The organism is Kitasatospora sp. NPDC094028 (genome assembly GCF_049543595.1).
Lineage (GTDB): Bacteria > Actinomycetota > Actinomycetes > Streptomycetales > Streptomycetaceae > Kitasatospora.
This window is the reverse complement of record NZ_JBMVFA010000003.1, coordinates 496,385-512,519: the sequence shown is the minus strand read 5'-3', so window position 1 is coordinate 512,519 and position 16,135 is coordinate 496,385. Positions and strand designations below refer to the sequence as shown.

General features: G+C 71.1%; 13 protein-coding genes and 1 pseudogene. 8 read left to right on the top strand and 6 right to left on the bottom strand.

Going from position 1 to position 16,135, the window contains the following annotated elements; genetic code table 11:
• The first annotated feature begins 3 nt into the window (after window positions 1–3).
• From ACPC54_RS07815 to ACPC54_RS07800, 4 genes are all read left to right on the top strand, one after another.
• Window positions 4–2,520, top strand: coding sequence for an FtsX-like permease family protein (locus ACPC54_RS07815; protein WP_498962337.1), 2,517 nt, complete (start codon window positions 4–6; stop codon window positions 2,518–2,520).
• 206 nt (window positions 2,521–2,726) lie between these two features.
• A complete protein-coding gene (locus ACPC54_RS07810) occupies window positions 2,727–4,925 on the top strand; it encodes an MMPL family transporter (RefSeq protein WP_498962335.1) in 2,199 nt (732 codons plus the stop codon).
• Entirely contained in the window at window positions 4,926–5,606 is a 681-nt protein-coding gene (locus ACPC54_RS07805; protein WP_498962333.1) for a response regulator transcription factor, read from the top strand.
• Window positions 5,603–7,018: a sensor histidine kinase gene (locus ACPC54_RS07800; protein ID WP_498962331.1), complete on the top strand. Its 1,416-nt coding sequence runs from the start codon at window positions 5,603–5,605 to the stop codon at window positions 7,016–7,018. Before ACPC54_RS07805 ends, ACPC54_RS07800 begins: the two co-directional genes overlap by 4 nt.
• Before the next feature lie 83 nt (window positions 7,019–7,101).
• On the opposite strand, the gene ACPC54_RS07795 is transcribed toward ACPC54_RS07800, so the two are convergent.
• Window positions 7,102–8,367 carry a M24 family metallopeptidase gene (locus tag ACPC54_RS07795; RefSeq protein WP_498962330.1) on the bottom strand — a complete coding sequence of 422 codons (1,266 nt, stop codon included), beginning with the start codon at window positions 8,365–8,367 and terminating at the stop codon, window positions 7,102–7,104.
• Window positions 8,364–9,398, bottom strand: a complete 1,035-nt coding sequence (locus tag ACPC54_RS07790) for an NAD-dependent epimerase/dehydratase family protein (protein ID WP_498962328.1) — start codon at window positions 9,396–9,398, stop codon at window positions 8,364–8,366. The genes ACPC54_RS07795 and ACPC54_RS07790 overlap by 4 nt, the downstream gene beginning before the upstream one ends.
• A gap of 56 nt (window positions 9,399–9,454) precedes the next feature.
• Here ACPC54_RS07790 and ACPC54_RS07785 point away from each other — a divergent pair, with 56 nt between their 5' ends.
• Window positions 9,455–9,922, top strand: a complete 468-nt coding sequence (locus ACPC54_RS07785; protein ID WP_498962326.1) for a MarR family winged helix-turn-helix transcriptional regulator — start codon at window positions 9,455–9,457, stop codon at window positions 9,920–9,922.
• 139 nt (window positions 9,923–10,061) lie between these two features.
• Here ACPC54_RS07785 and ACPC54_RS07780 read toward each other — a convergent pair whose 3' ends face one another.
• The 3 genes from ACPC54_RS07780 to ACPC54_RS07770 form a co-directional block, all read right to left on the bottom strand.
• Entirely contained in the window at window positions 10,062–10,301 is a 240-nt protein-coding gene (locus ACPC54_RS07780) for a hypothetical protein (protein WP_498962324.1), read from the bottom strand.
• Between the two features lie 183 nt (window positions 10,302–10,484).
• Window positions 10,485–12,452 (bottom strand): molecular chaperone HtpG, encoded by a 1,968-nt coding sequence (htpG, locus tag ACPC54_RS07775; protein ID WP_498962322.1) that lies wholly within the window; start codon window positions 12,450–12,452, stop codon window positions 10,485–10,487.
• A gap of 89 nt (window positions 12,453–12,541) precedes the next feature.
• Window positions 12,542–12,871: a hypothetical protein gene (locus tag ACPC54_RS07770; protein ID WP_498962320.1), complete on the bottom strand. Its 330-nt coding sequence runs from the start codon at window positions 12,869–12,871 to the stop codon at window positions 12,542–12,544.
• Between the two features lie 616 nt (window positions 12,872–13,487).
• Here ACPC54_RS07770 and ACPC54_RS07765 point away from each other — a divergent pair.
• A pseudogene (locus tag ACPC54_RS07765) lies at window positions 13,488–13,697 on the top strand (serine/threonine-protein phosphatase); the annotation flags it as partial.
• A 199-nt stretch (window positions 13,698–13,896) separates the two neighbouring features.
• Here ACPC54_RS07765 and ACPC54_RS07760 read toward each other — a convergent pair.
• Complete coding sequence (locus tag ACPC54_RS07760) at window positions 13,897–14,274, bottom strand: GvpU-like protein (protein ID WP_498962318.1); 378 nt, start codon at window positions 14,272–14,274, stop codon at window positions 13,897–13,899.
• A 313-nt stretch (window positions 14,275–14,587) separates the two neighbouring features.
• Between ACPC54_RS07760 and ACPC54_RS07755 the strand changes: the two genes are divergently transcribed.
• Together ACPC54_RS07755 and ACPC54_RS07750 are read left to right on the top strand one after the other, a co-directional pair.
• Window positions 14,588–14,800, top strand: a complete 213-nt coding sequence (locus ACPC54_RS07755) for a hypothetical protein (RefSeq protein ID WP_498962316.1) — start codon at window positions 14,588–14,590, stop codon at window positions 14,798–14,800.
• 750 nt (window positions 14,801–15,550) lie between these two features.
• Complete coding sequence (locus ACPC54_RS07750) at window positions 15,551–15,856, top strand: MerR family transcriptional regulator (protein ID WP_498962453.1); 306 nt, start codon at window positions 15,551–15,553, stop codon at window positions 15,854–15,856.
• Window positions 15,857–16,135: the final 279 nt, after the last annotated feature.

Here is a 16,135-nt window from a genome sequence, read left to right as displayed (position 1 = left end):
GCGTTGAGGGCATCGGGGCTGACCAGGGCGGCGATACGGCAGATCGCGGCCAGGCCGTCACGGCTGCTGCTCACCGGCTGCACACTGATGGTGACGGCTTTCTTCCTGGCCGGGTCGATCGTCTTCACCGACACCCTGAAGCGGCAGTTGGCCGACGACCTCTCTCCGGTCGCCGCGGGCACGGCCGTGGTGGTCGGCACGGACGGCACCCAGCCGCTCGACGACAAGAGGGTCGAGGAACTCAAGAACGTACCGGGGGTGGCCGAGGTCCAACCCGTGGCCACCGGCAGCGTGCTTCTGCAAGGCGCGGGCCGTGACCCCTACCCGCTGATCGGCACGGCGCTCACGGGACCGCAGTCCGTCATCCGCCCGTTGCAGGGCACGCTTCCGAACGGGCCCGGTGAGGTCGTGCTCACCCGGATGCTGGCCGACCTCCCAGGCATGGGAGTCGGCAACCGGATCACACTCGTTCCGCAGGCCGGCGTCGGCTCGGCGACCTCCCGGGACGCTCCTGCCCGAACGGTGACCGTGACGGTCTCGGGCATCGTCCAGGCCCCCTCGGCCATGGGAACCGCCGTGCTCACCACGCCCACCAACGCCCGCTCGTGGCTGGGCACCGACGCCTGGCAGCAGACGCTGCTCCGCGTCCCGGACCGCCCCGCTGCCGACGTGGCGTCCACGGTCCAGGCCGAGCTGGGCAGAGGCTTCACCGTCCGCACCGCGTCCAAACTGCGCGCGGAGAGCGGACCCAAATGGGCCACCACCGTGTCCACCCTGCTCACGATCTTCGTCGTAGTGGCCCTGCTCGCCGGAACCCTGATCGTCTCCACGACGTATCGGGTGCTGCTCGTGCGGGACCAGACACGGCTGGCCCTGCTGCGCTGCATGGGCGCCCGGCCGGGGCAGGTCATGCGGTCCGTGCTGCTACAGGCCGCCGGTTCCGGGCTGATCGCCGGTGCGGTCGGAACGGCCGCGGCGATCTGCTGCGCCCTCGCGATCACCGGAATCACAGCTCTGCCCGACCCCGCGATCTCGGCACCCTCACTGTCCGCAGGTGTGCTCGTATCCGTGCTGGCCGCCCTGGTCGCGGCGATGCCGGCAGCGAGAGCCGCAGCGCGCGTCGCACCGGTCGCCGCCCTGTCCATGGCGGCCACCCGCCACGCACCGGACCGCATCGGCCGCACGCGCACGCTGATCGGAGCGCTCTGCCTGGGCTGCGCGCTCCTGCTCATCGCCCTCGCCGGGCTCGGCGGCGCGGGCGGTGCCGTGGCGGCGGTCGGCTCGGTCGCCTCCGCGGCCGCTCTGTTCGGTTGCCTCCTCGCGCTCGGGCCGGCACTGCTGCGCCGCGCGACACTCGCCCTTCAACAGCCCGTGCGGGCGGTCGCGGGGCTGGACGGTGCTCTGGCGGTGCGCAACCTGGGCCGTGCCGCGCGCCGGACCGCGGCCTGCGCGACGGTCCTCACCCTGGGCTTCACCATGGTCGCCGCGGTGCTCGTGACACTGGCCTCGGTGGAGAAGGGCACGGACCGGCGGCTACGGGAGCGCGACCCGGTCGACGTCGTGCTCGACGCGTCGCGCACCGGCCCGTCGGCGCTCACCCCTGCCGTGGTGAAGGCGGTGGCGGCACAGCCCGAGACCGACGCGGTGGTGCCCGTCACCCGGGTGGACGGCGTCGCCCTCGGCGGCAACGGCCGCCACCAGGAGACGGACATCCGAGGCCTCGATCCTGCCGCGATCCCCGCCCTGCTCGCCGACAGCCAACGCGACTCCCACGGCGGAGACCTGCGGCGTGGCCAGGCAGCCGTCTCCACGTCCGTGGCGCAGTCGCTCGGGGTCCGTCCCGGCGACCGGATCTCGCTGCGCGTGCCCGGCGGCGGGGAGTCCAGCGTCGAAGTGGCCCTGATCCATCCGGACGACGCCTACATGCTGGGCGGTGTCGCCGTCCTGCCGGGGGACTTCGCCGAACTGGCGCCTCTCGCCCCCGTACGGTCCTTGTACATCACCGCCGTCCACCGAGACAACCCGCTGTCACTGCGCGCTCCGTTGGACAGAGCGCTGCCGTTGAACGCTTCGCTCCACCTGTCCTATCCGGGCGAGGACCGGGCCTCTCTGCGACAGTTGATCGGTCAGCTGCGGATCACGGCACTGGGGCTGGTCGGCATCACCGTGCTGGTATCGCTCGTAGGCGTGGCGATCACCCTGACCCTGTCCTCGATGGAACGCGAAAGAGAGAACGGTGTCCTGCGAGCGGTGGGTATGCGCGGCTCACGCCTGCGCTCCGTGATGGCTTGGGAAGCCGGACTGCTCGGCTTGTACGCGGCCGTCCTCGGCGTCACGCTGGGCTCGCTCTACGGCCGGATGATGCTCGGTGCGCTGCCCGGTCTCAGCAGCCCCACGATCCCGTACGGGCAGTTGACGGTGACGCTGGTGGGAGCCCTGGCCCTCGTGCTGGGCGCGTCTGTGATCCCGGCCCTGCGTTCAGCGGCGGTCTCGCCCATGACGGCCCTGCGCGCTGACTGAGAACTCCTGACGCAACGCAGCCTGCAAGCGTCGCCAGCAGAGCAGCGAGCAGGCGAGTGTTTCGCGGTGGTCGACAGCGTGCGGTGGCGCAGGTCGTGCAGGGCGCACCGGTGGCCGCAGCGCGAAAGGGTTCTGAAAGCTGCGCCTCCCTACGGTGCCGATGACCGGCAGGACACCTGCCCGGACCCGTCCGCAGGGAGGATCTGATGGAACGACTCGGAATCTGGGTGACCCGGCACCGCCTGGCCGTCGGACTGCTGTGGCTCGCCATGACCGTCGTCGGCGTGGTGCTCGCGCCCTCGCTGTCCGGCCGGCTGCAGCCCGGCAGCCACGTCAACGGCCCCGCGTTCACCGCCAACACCGCGATCTCCGCGCACTACGGCGGCGCGGCCGCCGACCCCGGCGTGCTGATCCTCAACACCCCGGCCGGGCAGACCGTCGACACACCGCAGGTCGGGCAGGACCTCACCCGGATCGACGCCACGCTCGCCAAGGCCGCGCCGCAGCTGCGCGTCGTCTCCTACGCGAACACCGGTGACGCCGCGCTGGTCGGCACGGACCGGACCAGCACCATCGTGCTCGCCTACCCGCCGAAGCCGAACGACGACATCGGCCCGGAGCAGGTCGACCAGCTGACCGCCGCCGCGCGGCAGGCCGTGCCAGGCCTGACCGTCCATGGCACCAGTTACCACGCCCTGGAAGCCGGGAACACCACCGGCGGCGGCAACTCCTCGGTGCTGACCGAGCTGCTGATCGGGGCCGCGGGCGCGCTGCTGGTCCTGGCATGGGTGTTCGGCTCGTTCCTGGCGCTGCTGCCGCTGCTCACCGCTGTCATCAGCGTCCTGACGATGCAGGCCCTCATCTACGGCCTCACCTACCTCGTGCCGTCGTCCTCGCCGCTCAACCCCTCGGTGCAGTACATCGTCGCGCTGCTGGGGCTGGGCCTGTCGATCGACTACTCGCTGCTGGTGGTCACCCGCTGGCGCGAGGAGCGCAGAGCCGGGAGGTCCAACGACGAGGCGGTGCTCGCCGCGATGAAGCGGGCCGGGCACAGTGTGTGGTTCAGCGGCGTCGTCGCCTCGCTCGGGCTGTTCGCGCTGATCGTGGTCCCCAACTCGGTCGTGCGCGGCATCGGGATCTCCGGGCTGTTCATCCCGTCCACCGCGACGCTCGTCGCGCTGACCCTGCTGCCCGCGATCCTGTCCAAGGTCGGGCCTCGGGTCGACTGGCCCCGCCGCGCGTCGCGCCGCACGTCGGCCAGCCGGTTCTGGACGGCCTGGTCGGTCGGCGTGATCAAGCACCGGGTGCTCGCGGCGGTCGTCGGCCTCGGCCTGCTCGGCGCGCTGGCCGGCACCGCGACCACGATCGACATCGCCCAGCCGACCACCCACGCCATGGCCTCGGCCGGCAGCTACACCGACGGTCTGCACGCGCTGGAGGCCGACGGGTTCCCGTCCGGCACGCTGACCGCCGTCCCGGTCTACGTCCCGCACGCCGCCGACGCCCCGGCGCTGGTCACCTCGCTGGACTCGCTGTCCAGCCTGCGCGGCGCCGCCGTGGCGGCCGGACCCGGCTGGTCGGCGGGCGACGGCTCGGCGCTGGTGGTCGCGATCCCGCGGACCGAGATCGGCAGTTCGCACAGCGGCACCGCGCTGGCAGACATCCGCGCGGCGGGCGGCTCGGTGGCACCCGGTGCGCTGGCCGGTGGCGACGGCGCGCAGCGGATCGACGCCACGAACGCCACGTACGGCTCGTTCCCGCTGCTGTTCGGGATCGTGGCGCTGGTGACGTTCCTGCTGCTGGCCCGGGGGATGCGCTCGCTGTTGCTGCCCGCGAAGGCGGTACTGCTGAACATGCTCTCGGTGGCCGCGACCTACGGCATCCTGGTCCTGGTGTTCCAGCACGGCCTCGGCATGAGGGCGCTGTGGGGCGCCGGCAGCTACGGCACGATCGACGCCTTCGCACCGGTCCTGATCTTCGGATTCCTGTTCGGGGTCTCGATGGACTACGAGGTCTTCATCCTGGCCCGGGTCCGCGAGGGCTTTGACCGCACCGGGTCCACCCGTGAAGGCATCGTCGAGGGTGTCTCCCGCACCGGGCGCCTGGTGAGCTCAGCCGCCGTGATCCTCTTCTTCGCGCTCGCCTCGCTCTCCACCGCCAACGACGTGACGGTCCGTGAGATCGCCGCCGGCCTGGCCTCCGGAGTGCTGCTGGACGCGATCGTGGTGCGGATGCTGCTGCTGCCCGCCCTGGTCTCACTGCTCGGGGACTGGAACTGGTGGCTGCCGGACCGGGCCCGCCGTATCCTGCGCCTGAAGCCCGCAGTAGGCTCCGGCATTCCCGCGACGCGGCGCGACCCCGCGCACACCGTGCAGACCGCGCCGACCGTAAGGGACGCTGGATAGATGCGAGTGCTGGTGGTCGAGGACGAGCCGGACGTCGCCGAGGCCCTGGCCTGGGGCCTGGCGGCGGAGGGCTACGTGGTGGACGTCGCGGGCAACGGAACGGACGGGCTGTGGAAGGCCACCGAGAGCCCGCACGACGTGATCGTCCTGGACGTGATGCTGCCGGGGATGGACGGCTACCAGGTCTGCCGCACGCTGCGCGAACGCGGGATCTGGACCCCGATCCTGATGCTCACCGCGCTGGACGAGGACCTCGATCACGCCGAGGGCCTCGACAGCGGCGCCGACGACTACCTGCCCAAGCCGTTCTCCTACCCCGTGCTCCTCGCCCACCTGCGCTCCCTGACCCGGCGCGCACTCGGCGCCAGGCCGGCGGTGCTCACCGCCGCCGGCCTGGCGCTGGACCCCGCCGCACGCACCGTCACACGCGACGGCGAGCCGCTGGATCTGACGGCGCGTGAGGTCGCGGTACTGGAGTACCTGCTGCGTGCGGCGGGACGGGTCGTGTCCAAGACCGAGCTGCTGGAACACTGCTGGGACGTCCACTTCGACGGCGACCCGACGGCGGTGGAAGTCATGGTGCACCGGCTGCGGCGCAAGATCGCGACTGCCGGCGCGGGTGGCGGGTCGGTCGTCGAGACGGTGCGCGGGCAGGGCTACGTCATCCGGGAGCGGTCATGACCACGGCTGAGACGATCAGGAGGTTCCGGCCCGCGACGGTGCGCTCGCGGGTGACCATCGCGGCGGGCCTGGCGCTGACCGCCGCCGTCACCTTGGGCCTCGTCATCATGTACCTGCTCCAGGCCGACTCGGCACGACGCACGGTGCAGAGCCAGGTGCGCACCTACGCCACCCAGATCCAGCAGTCGGCCTCCGCCGACGGCACCTTCCCGAACCCGCTCCCGGCCTCCGCCCTCGACCCGGCCGCCGAGGCCCAGGTACTGACCGTCGACGGCCGCGTCCTCGCCGCCACCCGTACCCTCGCCGGACTGCCCGCCGTCTACGACCTGCCGGCCGGTGCCACCTCCCCGGTCCGCCAGAAGGCCGCCGACGGCGTCGTCCCCGGCGAGGTCACCGTCTACGGCGAGCACGTCACCGTCGGCGGGCGACCGGCGTCCGTGATCACCCTGACTCCCACGTCGCTCCTCGACCAGGTGAACGAGACCTTCGCGCGGCTGCTGATCATCGGACTGCCGGCCCTGCTGCTGCTGGCCTGCGCCACGGTCTGGCTGGTGGCCGGCCGGGCCCTGCGACCCGTCGAGCAGATCCGCCGTGCGGTCACCGACATCACCGACCTCTCGGCGGCCGACCTCACCCAGCGGGTCCCCGAACCCGGCACCGACGACGAGATCGGCCACCTCGCCCAGACCATGAACGCGATGCTCGCCCGCCTGGAGGACTCCGCCGCCCGGCAGCGCCGCTTCACCGCCGACGCCAGCCACGAGCTGCGCAGCCCCCTCACGGCGATCCGCACCGGCCTGGAAGTCGGCCTCGCCCACCCGGACCGGGCACCGTGGCCCGACATCGCCAGGCGCGCGGTGAGGCAGGCCACCCGCCTGGAGGAACTGATCAGCGCCCTGCTGCTGCTCGCGAAGACCGACGCCGGCAAAGCCGCCGCACGCCGTGGACGCGTCGAGCTGGCACCGCTGCTGGCCGACGTGACGGAGACCACCGCATCAGCGTCCGTTTCCGTCTCGGTCGAGGTGCCGCCGGACCTGGCCGTCACCGGCGACACCGCAGACCTGTCGCGGCTCTTCCGCAACGTGCTCGACAACGCCGTCCGCCACGCACGCACGACGGTTCGCGTCACCGCCTCCCCCATCGCCGCCGACCACGCCGGTAGCGGCCTGGTCCGGATCACCATCGCGGACGACGGCCCCGGCATCCCCGCCGAGGACCGGGACCGGGTCTTCGACCGGTTCGTCCGCCTCGACGCCAGCCGCGAGCAGGTCAGCGGCTCGACCGGGCTCGGCCTGGCAATCGTCAGGGAGATCGCGATCGCGCACCAGGGGACGGTGTCCATCGGCGCGGCGGTCGAAGGCGGCGCGCTGGTCACGGTGACGCTGCACGCCGCGGGCGATGCCGTTTCATGAACTCCGGTGGGTGGATCAAGCCCACAAGCACCGTACGAGGGCCAGGCACGGTGACGGCCGGAACGTGCGGTGTCGGGAGGGCGCTATACAGCCCGCAGCAGTCTTGCCGTGAGTGGGCTGAGTTCGACCGGCTCGTCCTCGCCGACGAGAACCGTCCCGCCGATGGTGACCATGTGGTCGCCGATTCCGCAGCTCGGCTCGAAGGCGAAGGACATGCCGGGCTCCAGGGTCATGTCGGCCAAGGTCGCAGGTCGTGGCGCCGCTATCGGGTACCGGTCGCCGCCGGCGGCCTGGATGGGTCCCCCGGGGATGCGGCTGAAGGCGCCGTAGGGGTTCAGCCCGTGGATCTGCGGGCCGCGGAACCAGGCGCCGGCCGCCTCGGCGGGCGCCAGCATGGCTTCGGAGACGTCCCCGAACGTCGCGCCCGCGCGAAGCGTCGCCAAGCCGGCGGCGTAGCACTCGTTCGCGATCCGGGCGGCGTGCTCGATCGTCGGGTGGACCTCGCCGATGGCGACGGCGGCCTGGTGCTGGGTTTGACGGCCACCGAAGGTGCTGAAGATCTCCGTGGCGACGAGGTCGCCTTCCCGCAGGACGCGCGGTGCTTGCGGCCGGTAGCCCCACGTGGGCTGCCCGGATGCCGATGGTGCCGGGCCCGAGCAGAAGTGCATGTGGGGCGCGAGGGCGCCGTGCCGGTACGCGGTGGCCATCGCCGCGGCGTACACGTCGGCTTCGGATACGCCCGGTGCGGCCGTGGCCACCATGGCCGCTGCCATCGCATCGCCGATGCGGGCGGCATGACGCACCACGGCGATCTCTTCGTCGCTCAGCGGCATCATGAGGCGGGCGAACGCGTGCCCGACATCGCGGAAGTCGGCGCCGGGCAAGCGAGTCAGCACGGCGCCCCAGAACGGGTACGGAATTCGCCCTTCGGGATGAGCGGGCAGGTAGGGGTCAAGGCCCATGATCCCGATGGATCCGCTGCCGAGCCCCAGGTCCTTCAGGGTCTGGACGAGCTGAGGGGACTGCCGGCCCAGACGCAGGTCGTTCGCGGCGAGCCACAGTTCGTCGCCTCTGTGCACCGCTTCTCGATGGTCGAAGAGAAACGTCGGGATCGGCACGAGCGCCGTCGGTGTCCGGTCGCGAGGGAAGACCAGAAGGACGCCCGGTCGATCATTGGTGAACCAGCTGTCGAAGGCGAAGGGCGCCGGTCCGGCGTCTCCTTCACCGAAGACGACCAGAGCGTCGAGGCCCTCTGCCTCCATGAAGCCGCGCGCCAAATTCCAGCGCCGGTCCCGCTCGGCCAGTGAGTAGACGGGAACGGACGTGCGCTGCACCGGTGGGAACATCATGCTGCTCGCCCCTCCCGCGATGTGGCGATGAGCGCGGTGGCGGTGTCGATGATGGTCTGTTCGGTGGGGCGGGGCTGCCAGCCGAGCTGGGTACGTGCCTTGCTGCTGTCGACGAGCCTCGTGCGGCCGAGTTCGTGCCGCACCATCGCCAGCTGCGGGTTGCGCCGCGCCAGCAACTTGACCACGAGGTCGGGCATGGTGCGCACGGGCACCTTGGCGGCTTCGTCCGGGAGCTTCTCGCGCAGGATGCGGGCGATGTCCCGGTACCACAGGAAGGCGCCCGAACCCAGGTAGCGCTCGCCTGCGGCGGCCGGGCTCGTCATGGCGAGAACGTGGAGTTCGGCGATGTCGCGCACGTCGACGACGTTCCAGCCGATGTTCGGCACGGCGGGGATCTCCCGGGCGAGCAGACGGCGGATGACCTCGACCGTGCCCGGCCTGTTCGCTGTGCCCAGGGCGGGTCCCTGCATGAACGTCGGGAGGACGGCGGTCAGTTCGAGCCCGGTCGCGGCGGCGAGATCCCACGCGTCGCGCTCGGCAAGGATCTTGGAGTCGGGGTACGCGCGGAGCGGGGTGCCGGACGGTTCGGTCCAGGTCGTCTCGGTCGCGGGTGTGTCCGGGGCGCCGCTGTCGGCCGTGACGCCGGACGAGGTGAGCACGGCACGCCTGACCCCGGCACGGGCGGCGGCACCCAGGACGCGGCGGGTGCCCTCGCGGGCGGTGGTGATGAGGTCCGTGCCCGTACCGAAGGGCATCGGTGAGGCGGTGTGCAGCACGTAGTCGGCGCCGGCGGTCGCCCGGTCCCAGCCGTCGTCGCCCAGGAGGTCGGCGGCCGCGAACTCGATGGTCCCGGCTGCCTGCCGGCCCGCTTGCGCACTCACGGCGTCGCGCACCTGCTGGGCCTTGTCGAGGCTGCGCACGGTGGTGCGCACCCGGTAGTCGCGCTGGAGCAGGCCCGCGATCACCCAGCCGGCCAGGTAGCCGGTCCCGCCCGTGACGAGCACCGTCTCACCGCTGTGAGCATCGGCCATTTGATCCCTCAATATCATTGAGTTTCTCATTGATATTGGGAGGCTACCATAGGTCCATGACCGCAAGCCATGACGCGAAGGCACCGATGCCCAGCCCCGCGGATGTCGAGCGGAAGGCCGAGATCGTCCGTGTCCTCGTGGAGGTGGGGAACGCCGCGGACGCGATCGTGGCCCAGGTGCTCGGCGAGTTCGGGGTCCCGGCCTCCGTCGCCGGCACGCTGTGGGCGCTCGCCCCGGGAACCGAGCCGCCGACCATGCGGGATGTGGCGGCTCGCCTGAACTGCGACCCCTCCACGGTCAGCCTCGCCGCCGACAAGCTCCAGAGCATGGGACTCGTCGCCCGGCGGCCCCACCCCTCCGACGGCCGCAAGCGCACCCTGGCCTTCACCGAACAGGGCCACGAACTGTGGGAGGCACTCCGGTCCCGGCTGCACGCCTCCAGACTGTTCGCCGGCCTTGACGCGCGGGAACAGGACACCCTGCTGGCGCTGCTGACGAAGATGCGCAACCCGCAGCACTCGTAGCCGGAGCCTGCCCTTCCTTGGGCCGGTCGACCGCCCGTCTCCGAAGAGGCGCCGAGGTTCCACAAGGCCGGCGCCCTCCAGGCACCGACGTTCTTCGGAGTCGAGTGCAGTGCCGGCTCGGTGATCATCCGAATGACCTTCAACCATCGGCCTCCGGCGCGGAAGAAGGCGCCGGAGAGGCCGGGACGGATGCGCTCGCGGGGTGGGCCGGTTGGTGGCGCAGCGCATCGAGTCGGGCCAGGTAGGTGTCCAGGGTGGCGGTGGTCTCGATGCCCAGGGTGCGGATCCGGGTTTCGAGGTCCGCCGGCCGCTGGACGATGGGCTGCCACCGGTCTGGGCCGGTGGGGTGGGGGTCAGGCGCGTCGTTGGTCGCTGTCATCGCGGAGCTGGGCGGTCTGGCGGGTGAGGTCGGCGGGCAGGCCGGGTCAGCGGGCAGGTGCGCCGCCCCAGTACCGGGGCGTTCCCCGGGGCCCGGCAGACGGGCCGGTTTCTGGACGTCGAGCGGTACGGGGTGCGGCCGGCCGTGCCGGATAGGCGCGTCGCGGGCCGCACCCCGGTGGGGTTACAGCGTGTGGGTGAGGCGGTCGGTCAGGAGGCGGGTGAAGCGGGCCGGGTCCGGCAGGTCGCCGCCTTCGGCGAGCAGGGCGCTGCCGTGGACGAGTTCGGCGGTGTCGGCGAGCGCCGGGTCGTCGGCGTTCGTCTCGTGCGCCCGGCGCAGGGCGGTGATGAGGGGATGGGTGGGGTTGAGCTCCAGGATCCGCTTGACGGCGGGGAGTTCCTGGCCCATGGCCCGGTACATCTTCTCCAGGGTGGGGGTCAGGTCCTGGGCGTCGCCGACCAGGCACGCCGCGGAGGTGGTCAGGCGGGTGGAGAGCCGGACGTGCTTGACGTGGTCGGACAGGGTGTTCTGGAGCCAGGCGAGGAGGGCGGCGAAGTCCTGTTCGCGCTGGTCCTTTTCGGCCTTCGATTCGTCGCTGCCGTCGCCGTCGGCCTCGTCGAGGTCGACCTGGCCCTTGGCGATGGACTGGAAGCGGTGGCCGTCGAAGGCGGGGATCTGGTCGGTCCAGATCTCGTCGACGGGGTCGGTGAGGATCAGGACCTCGTAGCCCTTGGCGGTGAAGGCCTCCATGTGCGGGGAGTTCTCCACCATCGCCCGGTTCTCGCCGGTCAGGTAGTAGATGGTGTCCTGGCCGTCCTTCATCCGCGCGACGTACTCGCGCAGCGTGGTCGGCTTCTCCGTATCGTGGGTGGAGGCGGCGCCGACCAGCTCCAGCAGCGCGTCGGTGTTGTCACGGTCCTCGACCAGGCCCTCCTTGAGGACCCGGCCGAACTGCTCCCACACCTTCGTGTAGGTCTCGCTGCGCTTGGTCTGCATGTCCTTGAGCGCGCCGAGGACCTTCTTGACGAGGCGCCGGCGCACGGCGGTGATCTGGCGGTCGTGCTGCAGGATCTCGCGGGAGACGTTGAGGGAGAGGTCGTGGGCGTCGACGACGCCCTTGACGAACCGCAGGTAGTTCGGCATGAGCGCGTCGCAGTCGTCCATGATGAACACGCGCTTGACGTACAGCTGCACACCCCGCTTGGTGTCGCGGGAGAACAGGTCGAACGAGGCGTGGGCGGGGACGAACAGCAGCGCCTCGTACTCGAAGGTGCCCTCGGCCCGCATGTGGATCGTCTCGGCCGGGGCCTGCCAGTCGTGGCTGATCTGCTGGTAGAACTCGTTGTACTCGGCCTCGGTCACCTCGCTGCGCGGGCGGGCCCACAGCGCCTTCATCGAGTTCAGCGTCTCCAACTCGCGCGGCGCGGAGTCCTCGGCGGCGGATTCGCCGTCCTCCTCGACGGCAGCCTCGGTGTCGCCGACGGTGCCTACGGGTTCGGTGGCCATGCGGATGGGCCAGCGGATGAAGTCCGAGTACTGCTTGACAATCTGACGGATCTTCCATGCGGCCAGGTAGTCGCCCAGCCCGTCCTCGCCGTCCGCGGGTTTGAGGTGCAGCGTCACCGAGGTGCCCACCGGCACATCGTCGGCCTCCGCGATGGTGTAGGTGCCCTCACCGTCGGACTCCCACACGGTGCCCTGCTCGGTGCCCGCCCGGCGGGTGCGCAGGGTGACCTTGTCGGCGACCATGAACGCCGAGTAGAAGCCGACGCCGAACTGCCCGATCAAGTGCTGTGCGGCGGCCGCGTCCTGGGCCTCCTTGATCTTGGCCAGCAGGCTCGCGGTGCCGGACTTGGCGATGGTACCGATCAGGTCGACGACGTCCTCGCGGGTCATGCCGATGCCGTTGTCCCGCACCGTCAGGGTGCGGGCCTGCCGGTCGACGTCCAGCACGATGTGCAGGTCGGAGGTGTCGGCGTCCAGGCCGGAGTCGGTGAGGGACTCCAGACGGAGCTTGTCGAGGGCGTCGGAAGCGTTGGAGATCAGCTCGCGCAGGAAGATGTCCTTGTTCGAGTAGATCGAGTGGATCACCAGCTGCAGCAACTGGCGGGTCTCCGCCTGGAACTCCAGCGTCTGGGTCGAACTGGCCACGGAAGGCGTCTCCTTCAAGAAGTGGAAAGGGGTCCTGCTCGGGTCGATCCGGTCGTGCCCGGGCCGGCCGCGTGGCCGGCCCGGGGTGGTCAGATGTGGCTGAGGGGCTGGTAGGGCTGATCAGGCGTCGTGCCTCCGGGGCGGACGGTTCCGTAGCAGGACAGGAAGAGCTTCCAGCCGTCGCGGCACTCCAGCGTCGCGCCGTAGCGGACCGCGGGCGGGTTGGGATGGGTGCTGTACCGGTCGACCCGCACGACTGCGCCGGCCGGGTCGTCGGCCTCGGCGGCGGTGGCCGCGGCGATCAGGGCCTGCTCGACGAGAGCCACCGGAACCGGCGGGCCTGTCAGGTCCGGCATCTCGATGCTCTCGCCGCCGCAGTCGGTGGGGGCGGGCCGTTGGCGCCGGTGATGGACCACCACACCTGTCCGCCGCCTTCGAGGGTCACGGTCAGTCCGTAGGGGCTGTCGTCGTCGCGCCTACCGGCACCGGTGATGCCCGGTATGCCCTGGGCACGCACGATGAGCAGCTGCTGCAGGTCGGCTGGAGTCATGGGAGTCGGCTGGGGTCAGGGACGGCACGGCCGTCACGGTCCGAGAGATACGGGCTGGGCTCCGCACGCCGGAGCGCCGCCTCGCGCCCGGCACGCCGGGACCGGCGCCTCGCGCAGGCCAGCGGCGCTCGGCGGAGGCGGCCGGGAATGAGGCCGGCCCCACCTCGGCTGCGCCGGTGTCCCGCACATCCATGTCGTCACTCTTTCGCTGACTGTGCGTTTGTCGTCGAATGGATGACATCTTACAGCGGCTGGTGGCGCTTCGCACCAGTGCTGACCACCCGGAGACAGCCCGCCGGCGGCGTTTCGCGCCGGAGGCCGCCCGCGAGTTCCGCCCCGGCTGCAGCCCTTCCGCGGGTGACATGCCGCCGATGGCGCAATGGGCTCCTCGGGCCGGCCGGCCGCATCATGTTGTGAGGATTGACGGTCCCATCGGGAGCCCATGCGTCCAGATCGCGTGAGCGGGTCCTTCAGCGGATCCGCCCATGGCCGGTGGGGCTGTGACGGCAGGGGGGCCGCGGCCCGACCCGGGCGGATCGGACCGGTCGAGGGGGTTCGGCGAGTGGCTGCTCGGGGTGCCGCTGGACCGCGCTCACGGGATGCCGCCGCAGCTGATCGCCCCGGTGATCGCGCAGGAGGCGGCCAGGGCCGACGGCCGTGACCTGTCGATCCTGCTGCAGGACTACGAACAGCTGCCGTTCATGGACCGGGCCACGGCGGGTTCACCAGCGACGACGCGACCCTCTTCCTGATCGAACGGCGCGGCAACGACACCCACCCACCACGACACTCCGGACACTTCCGGCAGTCACGCCCCAGCGGTGCGGCCCTCGACGGTGGGATCGATCATGACTGCGGTGGCGCAGCGCCGGCGAACCCGTCCAGGACGGGGCGTCACTGGTCGGAGTAGCTGAGGTCCCCCACCGTCCAGCTGCTGATGTCGGCAATGGCGATCCGGTACATGCCCCCGGTGTGGGGCAGACCGTAGCTGCCCTGCAGGATGCGGGCGACATGCAGATGCAGATGCGTCGGCCGCGCGATGGTCAGTGCCACGTCGTCGCCGGTGGTGGGCGCCGAGAACAGCGCGGCGAAGGGCTTCAAGTGCTCGGAGGCGGCGAGGACTTCGGCCACCCGCTCGTGCCACAGGCTCTCCGGCGCCAGGCGGCCGGTGATGACCGCCCCCGGGACGACCACGGTCAAAGGCATCTGGTTGCTGCGCTCGGACTCCACCATTGCGGCGATGTCGACGAGCAGCCCATCAGGGTTCGACATGAACCAGAGGATAGTGCCCGCCGCAAGCCACCCGCACGGACACCCGACCCGCGACGCCGCCGGACGCGACGCGGCAATTCCACTAGCTGTGATCACGGCATGGAAAAATATGGGATGGCCGGGAGAGATACCGGGCGCGGTTCGGCCGCAGCCCGCCGGATCGCGGAGAGGCGGCCGTGGTCCTCACCGCCGCAGCGGCACCCTCGCAGGTCCGGGCCACCGCCCAGCCGGTAGTCTCCCGCCCCGACCAGCGCGCCGCAGAGCGCAGACGCGGACACGCACCGCCCCCGCCGGGGCGCGAAGGAGAGTGGAGATGCAGCAGCCCGCCCCGATCACCGACACCTCCGTGCTCACCGGAATCGTGGAGGCGGTCCGCGACGGCGACGACAGAGTCCTGCGCCGGCTCCTCGCGCGCCTGGCCGAGCAGGCGACCGTCGCCGACCTCTACGCCCTGCGTGACGCCCTCACCCCGCACCCCGGCGCCGGCGATGCCGCCAGCACCGGCCGGCCGGGGCCACCGCAATAAAGCCCTGCGCCCGCATGCGGAAACCTGTGCTGGCGAAAGTAGACATTGCCCGGCGGTCTGTGTAATGTTCCTCGTGTTGGAAGAGCAGGACCGCAGGGCAGGCAGACACGAACTGCCTGGGCAGTACCGCAGTCGGCAGTACCAGAAGTGATGCAGGAGGCGTGCAGGTCGTCAGTACGCGGGACTCGCTCATAGCAAGGGGTCCTGGCGGAAGGCGGGTGACCTGTCAGGCGTCGCGGGCCCGGTTGTGCGTGGGGCTCGGGGCGGTGGCGGTCGCGCACGCGCAGGATTGCAGCACCGGCAACACCCCGGCAGTTCGCACTATCGGCAGTACCTGAAGTTCGCACCACGCAGTACCGGCAAGACGGGTGTTGCCAGCAGTTCGCAGTACCGCAGTACGCACGATGCACACCGGAGGAGAAGGGAAGGGTTCACCCCGTCGGATCGCCCGCCACGGCACGCAGTACCAGCTGGGCGGTCACCGCAGTAGCCATCGTCATGGAACGTCATGGAAGAGGTGGTCCTCGGTCACGCATACGCGATCCCCGCATCCTGCCCCTCACCCGGGCAGGGCGGACACCGCAGGCCGGCGAATCAGCCGGCAGCAGTAGTGCAGTAGATGGTGCAGTGAATCCGCATATCCCTGGGCCCCGGCGCACAACAGCGCCGGGGCCCTCGACCCGTTTCCCGAGAAAGAAGGTGTTGGTGGAACAGGCCACCCTCGCCACCGACCACGACACGGCGGACCACATGAGCGCAGAGACCAAGTTCGACGACGACGACTACCCCGCCTACACCATGGGCCGGGCCGCAGAGATCCTGGGCACCACGCCGGGCTTCCTGCGCAGCCTCGACGAGGCCAAACTCATCACCCCTCAGCGATCGGCCGGCGGCCACCGCCGCTACTCCCGCTACCAACTGCGCATCGCCGCCCGCGCCCGCGAAATCGTCGACCAGGGCACCCCGCTCGACGCCGCCTGCCGCATCATCATCCTCGAAGACCAACTCGAAGAGGCCCTGCGCATCAACGAACAACTCCGCCGCGACCACAGCTGAGGAGAACCGGACTGCCGGCCCGCGACCTCCACGACGCGCGCCGCAGGCCCCTTCCGACCATGGCCGCCACACGAGACGCGACAAGGAGGGAGCCTGACCTGCCGGCGGGTGCGGCCGGTGGGCTCCGTGACCCGATGCGGCCGGGCTTCGACGGCGGTCTCGCCGGCCATGGGCCCCGACCATGGCCTGAACTGCACTCTCCGACATGATCGGTCGTCCGCATCGGCACGCGGCCGGCAGGTCAAGTGCCTGTCAAACGCTGAGCAAGCTCTCGGCAAC

What these genes read in the sequence shown, in the direction of transcription:
- ACPC54_RS07805 (WP_498962333.1), top strand. Translation starts at nt 4,926, where the DNA reads ATGCGAGTGCTGGTGGTCGAGGACGAGCCGGACGTCGCCGAGGCCCTG.
- ACPC54_RS07750 (WP_498962453.1), top strand. Translation starts at nt 15,551, where the DNA reads ATGAGCGCAGAGACCAAGTTCGACGACGACGACTACCCCGCCTACACC.
- ACPC54_RS07755 (WP_498962316.1), top strand. Translation starts at nt 14,588, where the DNA reads ATGCAGCAGCCCGCCCCGATCACCGACACCTCCGTGCTCACCGGAATC.
- ACPC54_RS07790 (WP_498962328.1), bottom strand. Translation starts at nt 9,398, where the DNA reads ATGGCCGATGCTCACAGCGGTGAGACGGTGCTCGTCACGGGCGGGACC.
- ACPC54_RS07760 (WP_498962318.1), bottom strand. Translation starts at nt 14,274, where the DNA reads ATGTCGAACCCTGATGGGCTGCTCGTCGACATCGCCGCAATGGTGGAG.
- ACPC54_RS07780 (WP_498962324.1), bottom strand. Translation starts at nt 10,301, where the DNA reads ATGACAGCGACCAACGACGCGCCTGACCCCCACCCCACCGGCCCAGAC.
- ACPC54_RS07795 (WP_498962330.1), bottom strand. Translation starts at nt 8,367, where the DNA reads ATGATGTTCCCACCGGTGCAGCGCACGTCCGTTCCCGTCTACTCACTG.
- ACPC54_RS07810 (WP_498962335.1), top strand. Translation starts at nt 2,727, where the DNA reads ATGGAACGACTCGGAATCTGGGTGACCCGGCACCGCCTGGCCGTCGGA.
- ACPC54_RS07785 (WP_498962326.1), top strand. Translation starts at nt 9,455, where the DNA reads ATGACCGCAAGCCATGACGCGAAGGCACCGATGCCCAGCCCCGCGGAT.
- ACPC54_RS07800 (WP_498962331.1), top strand. Translation starts at nt 5,603, where the DNA reads ATGACCACGGCTGAGACGATCAGGAGGTTCCGGCCCGCGACGGTGCGC.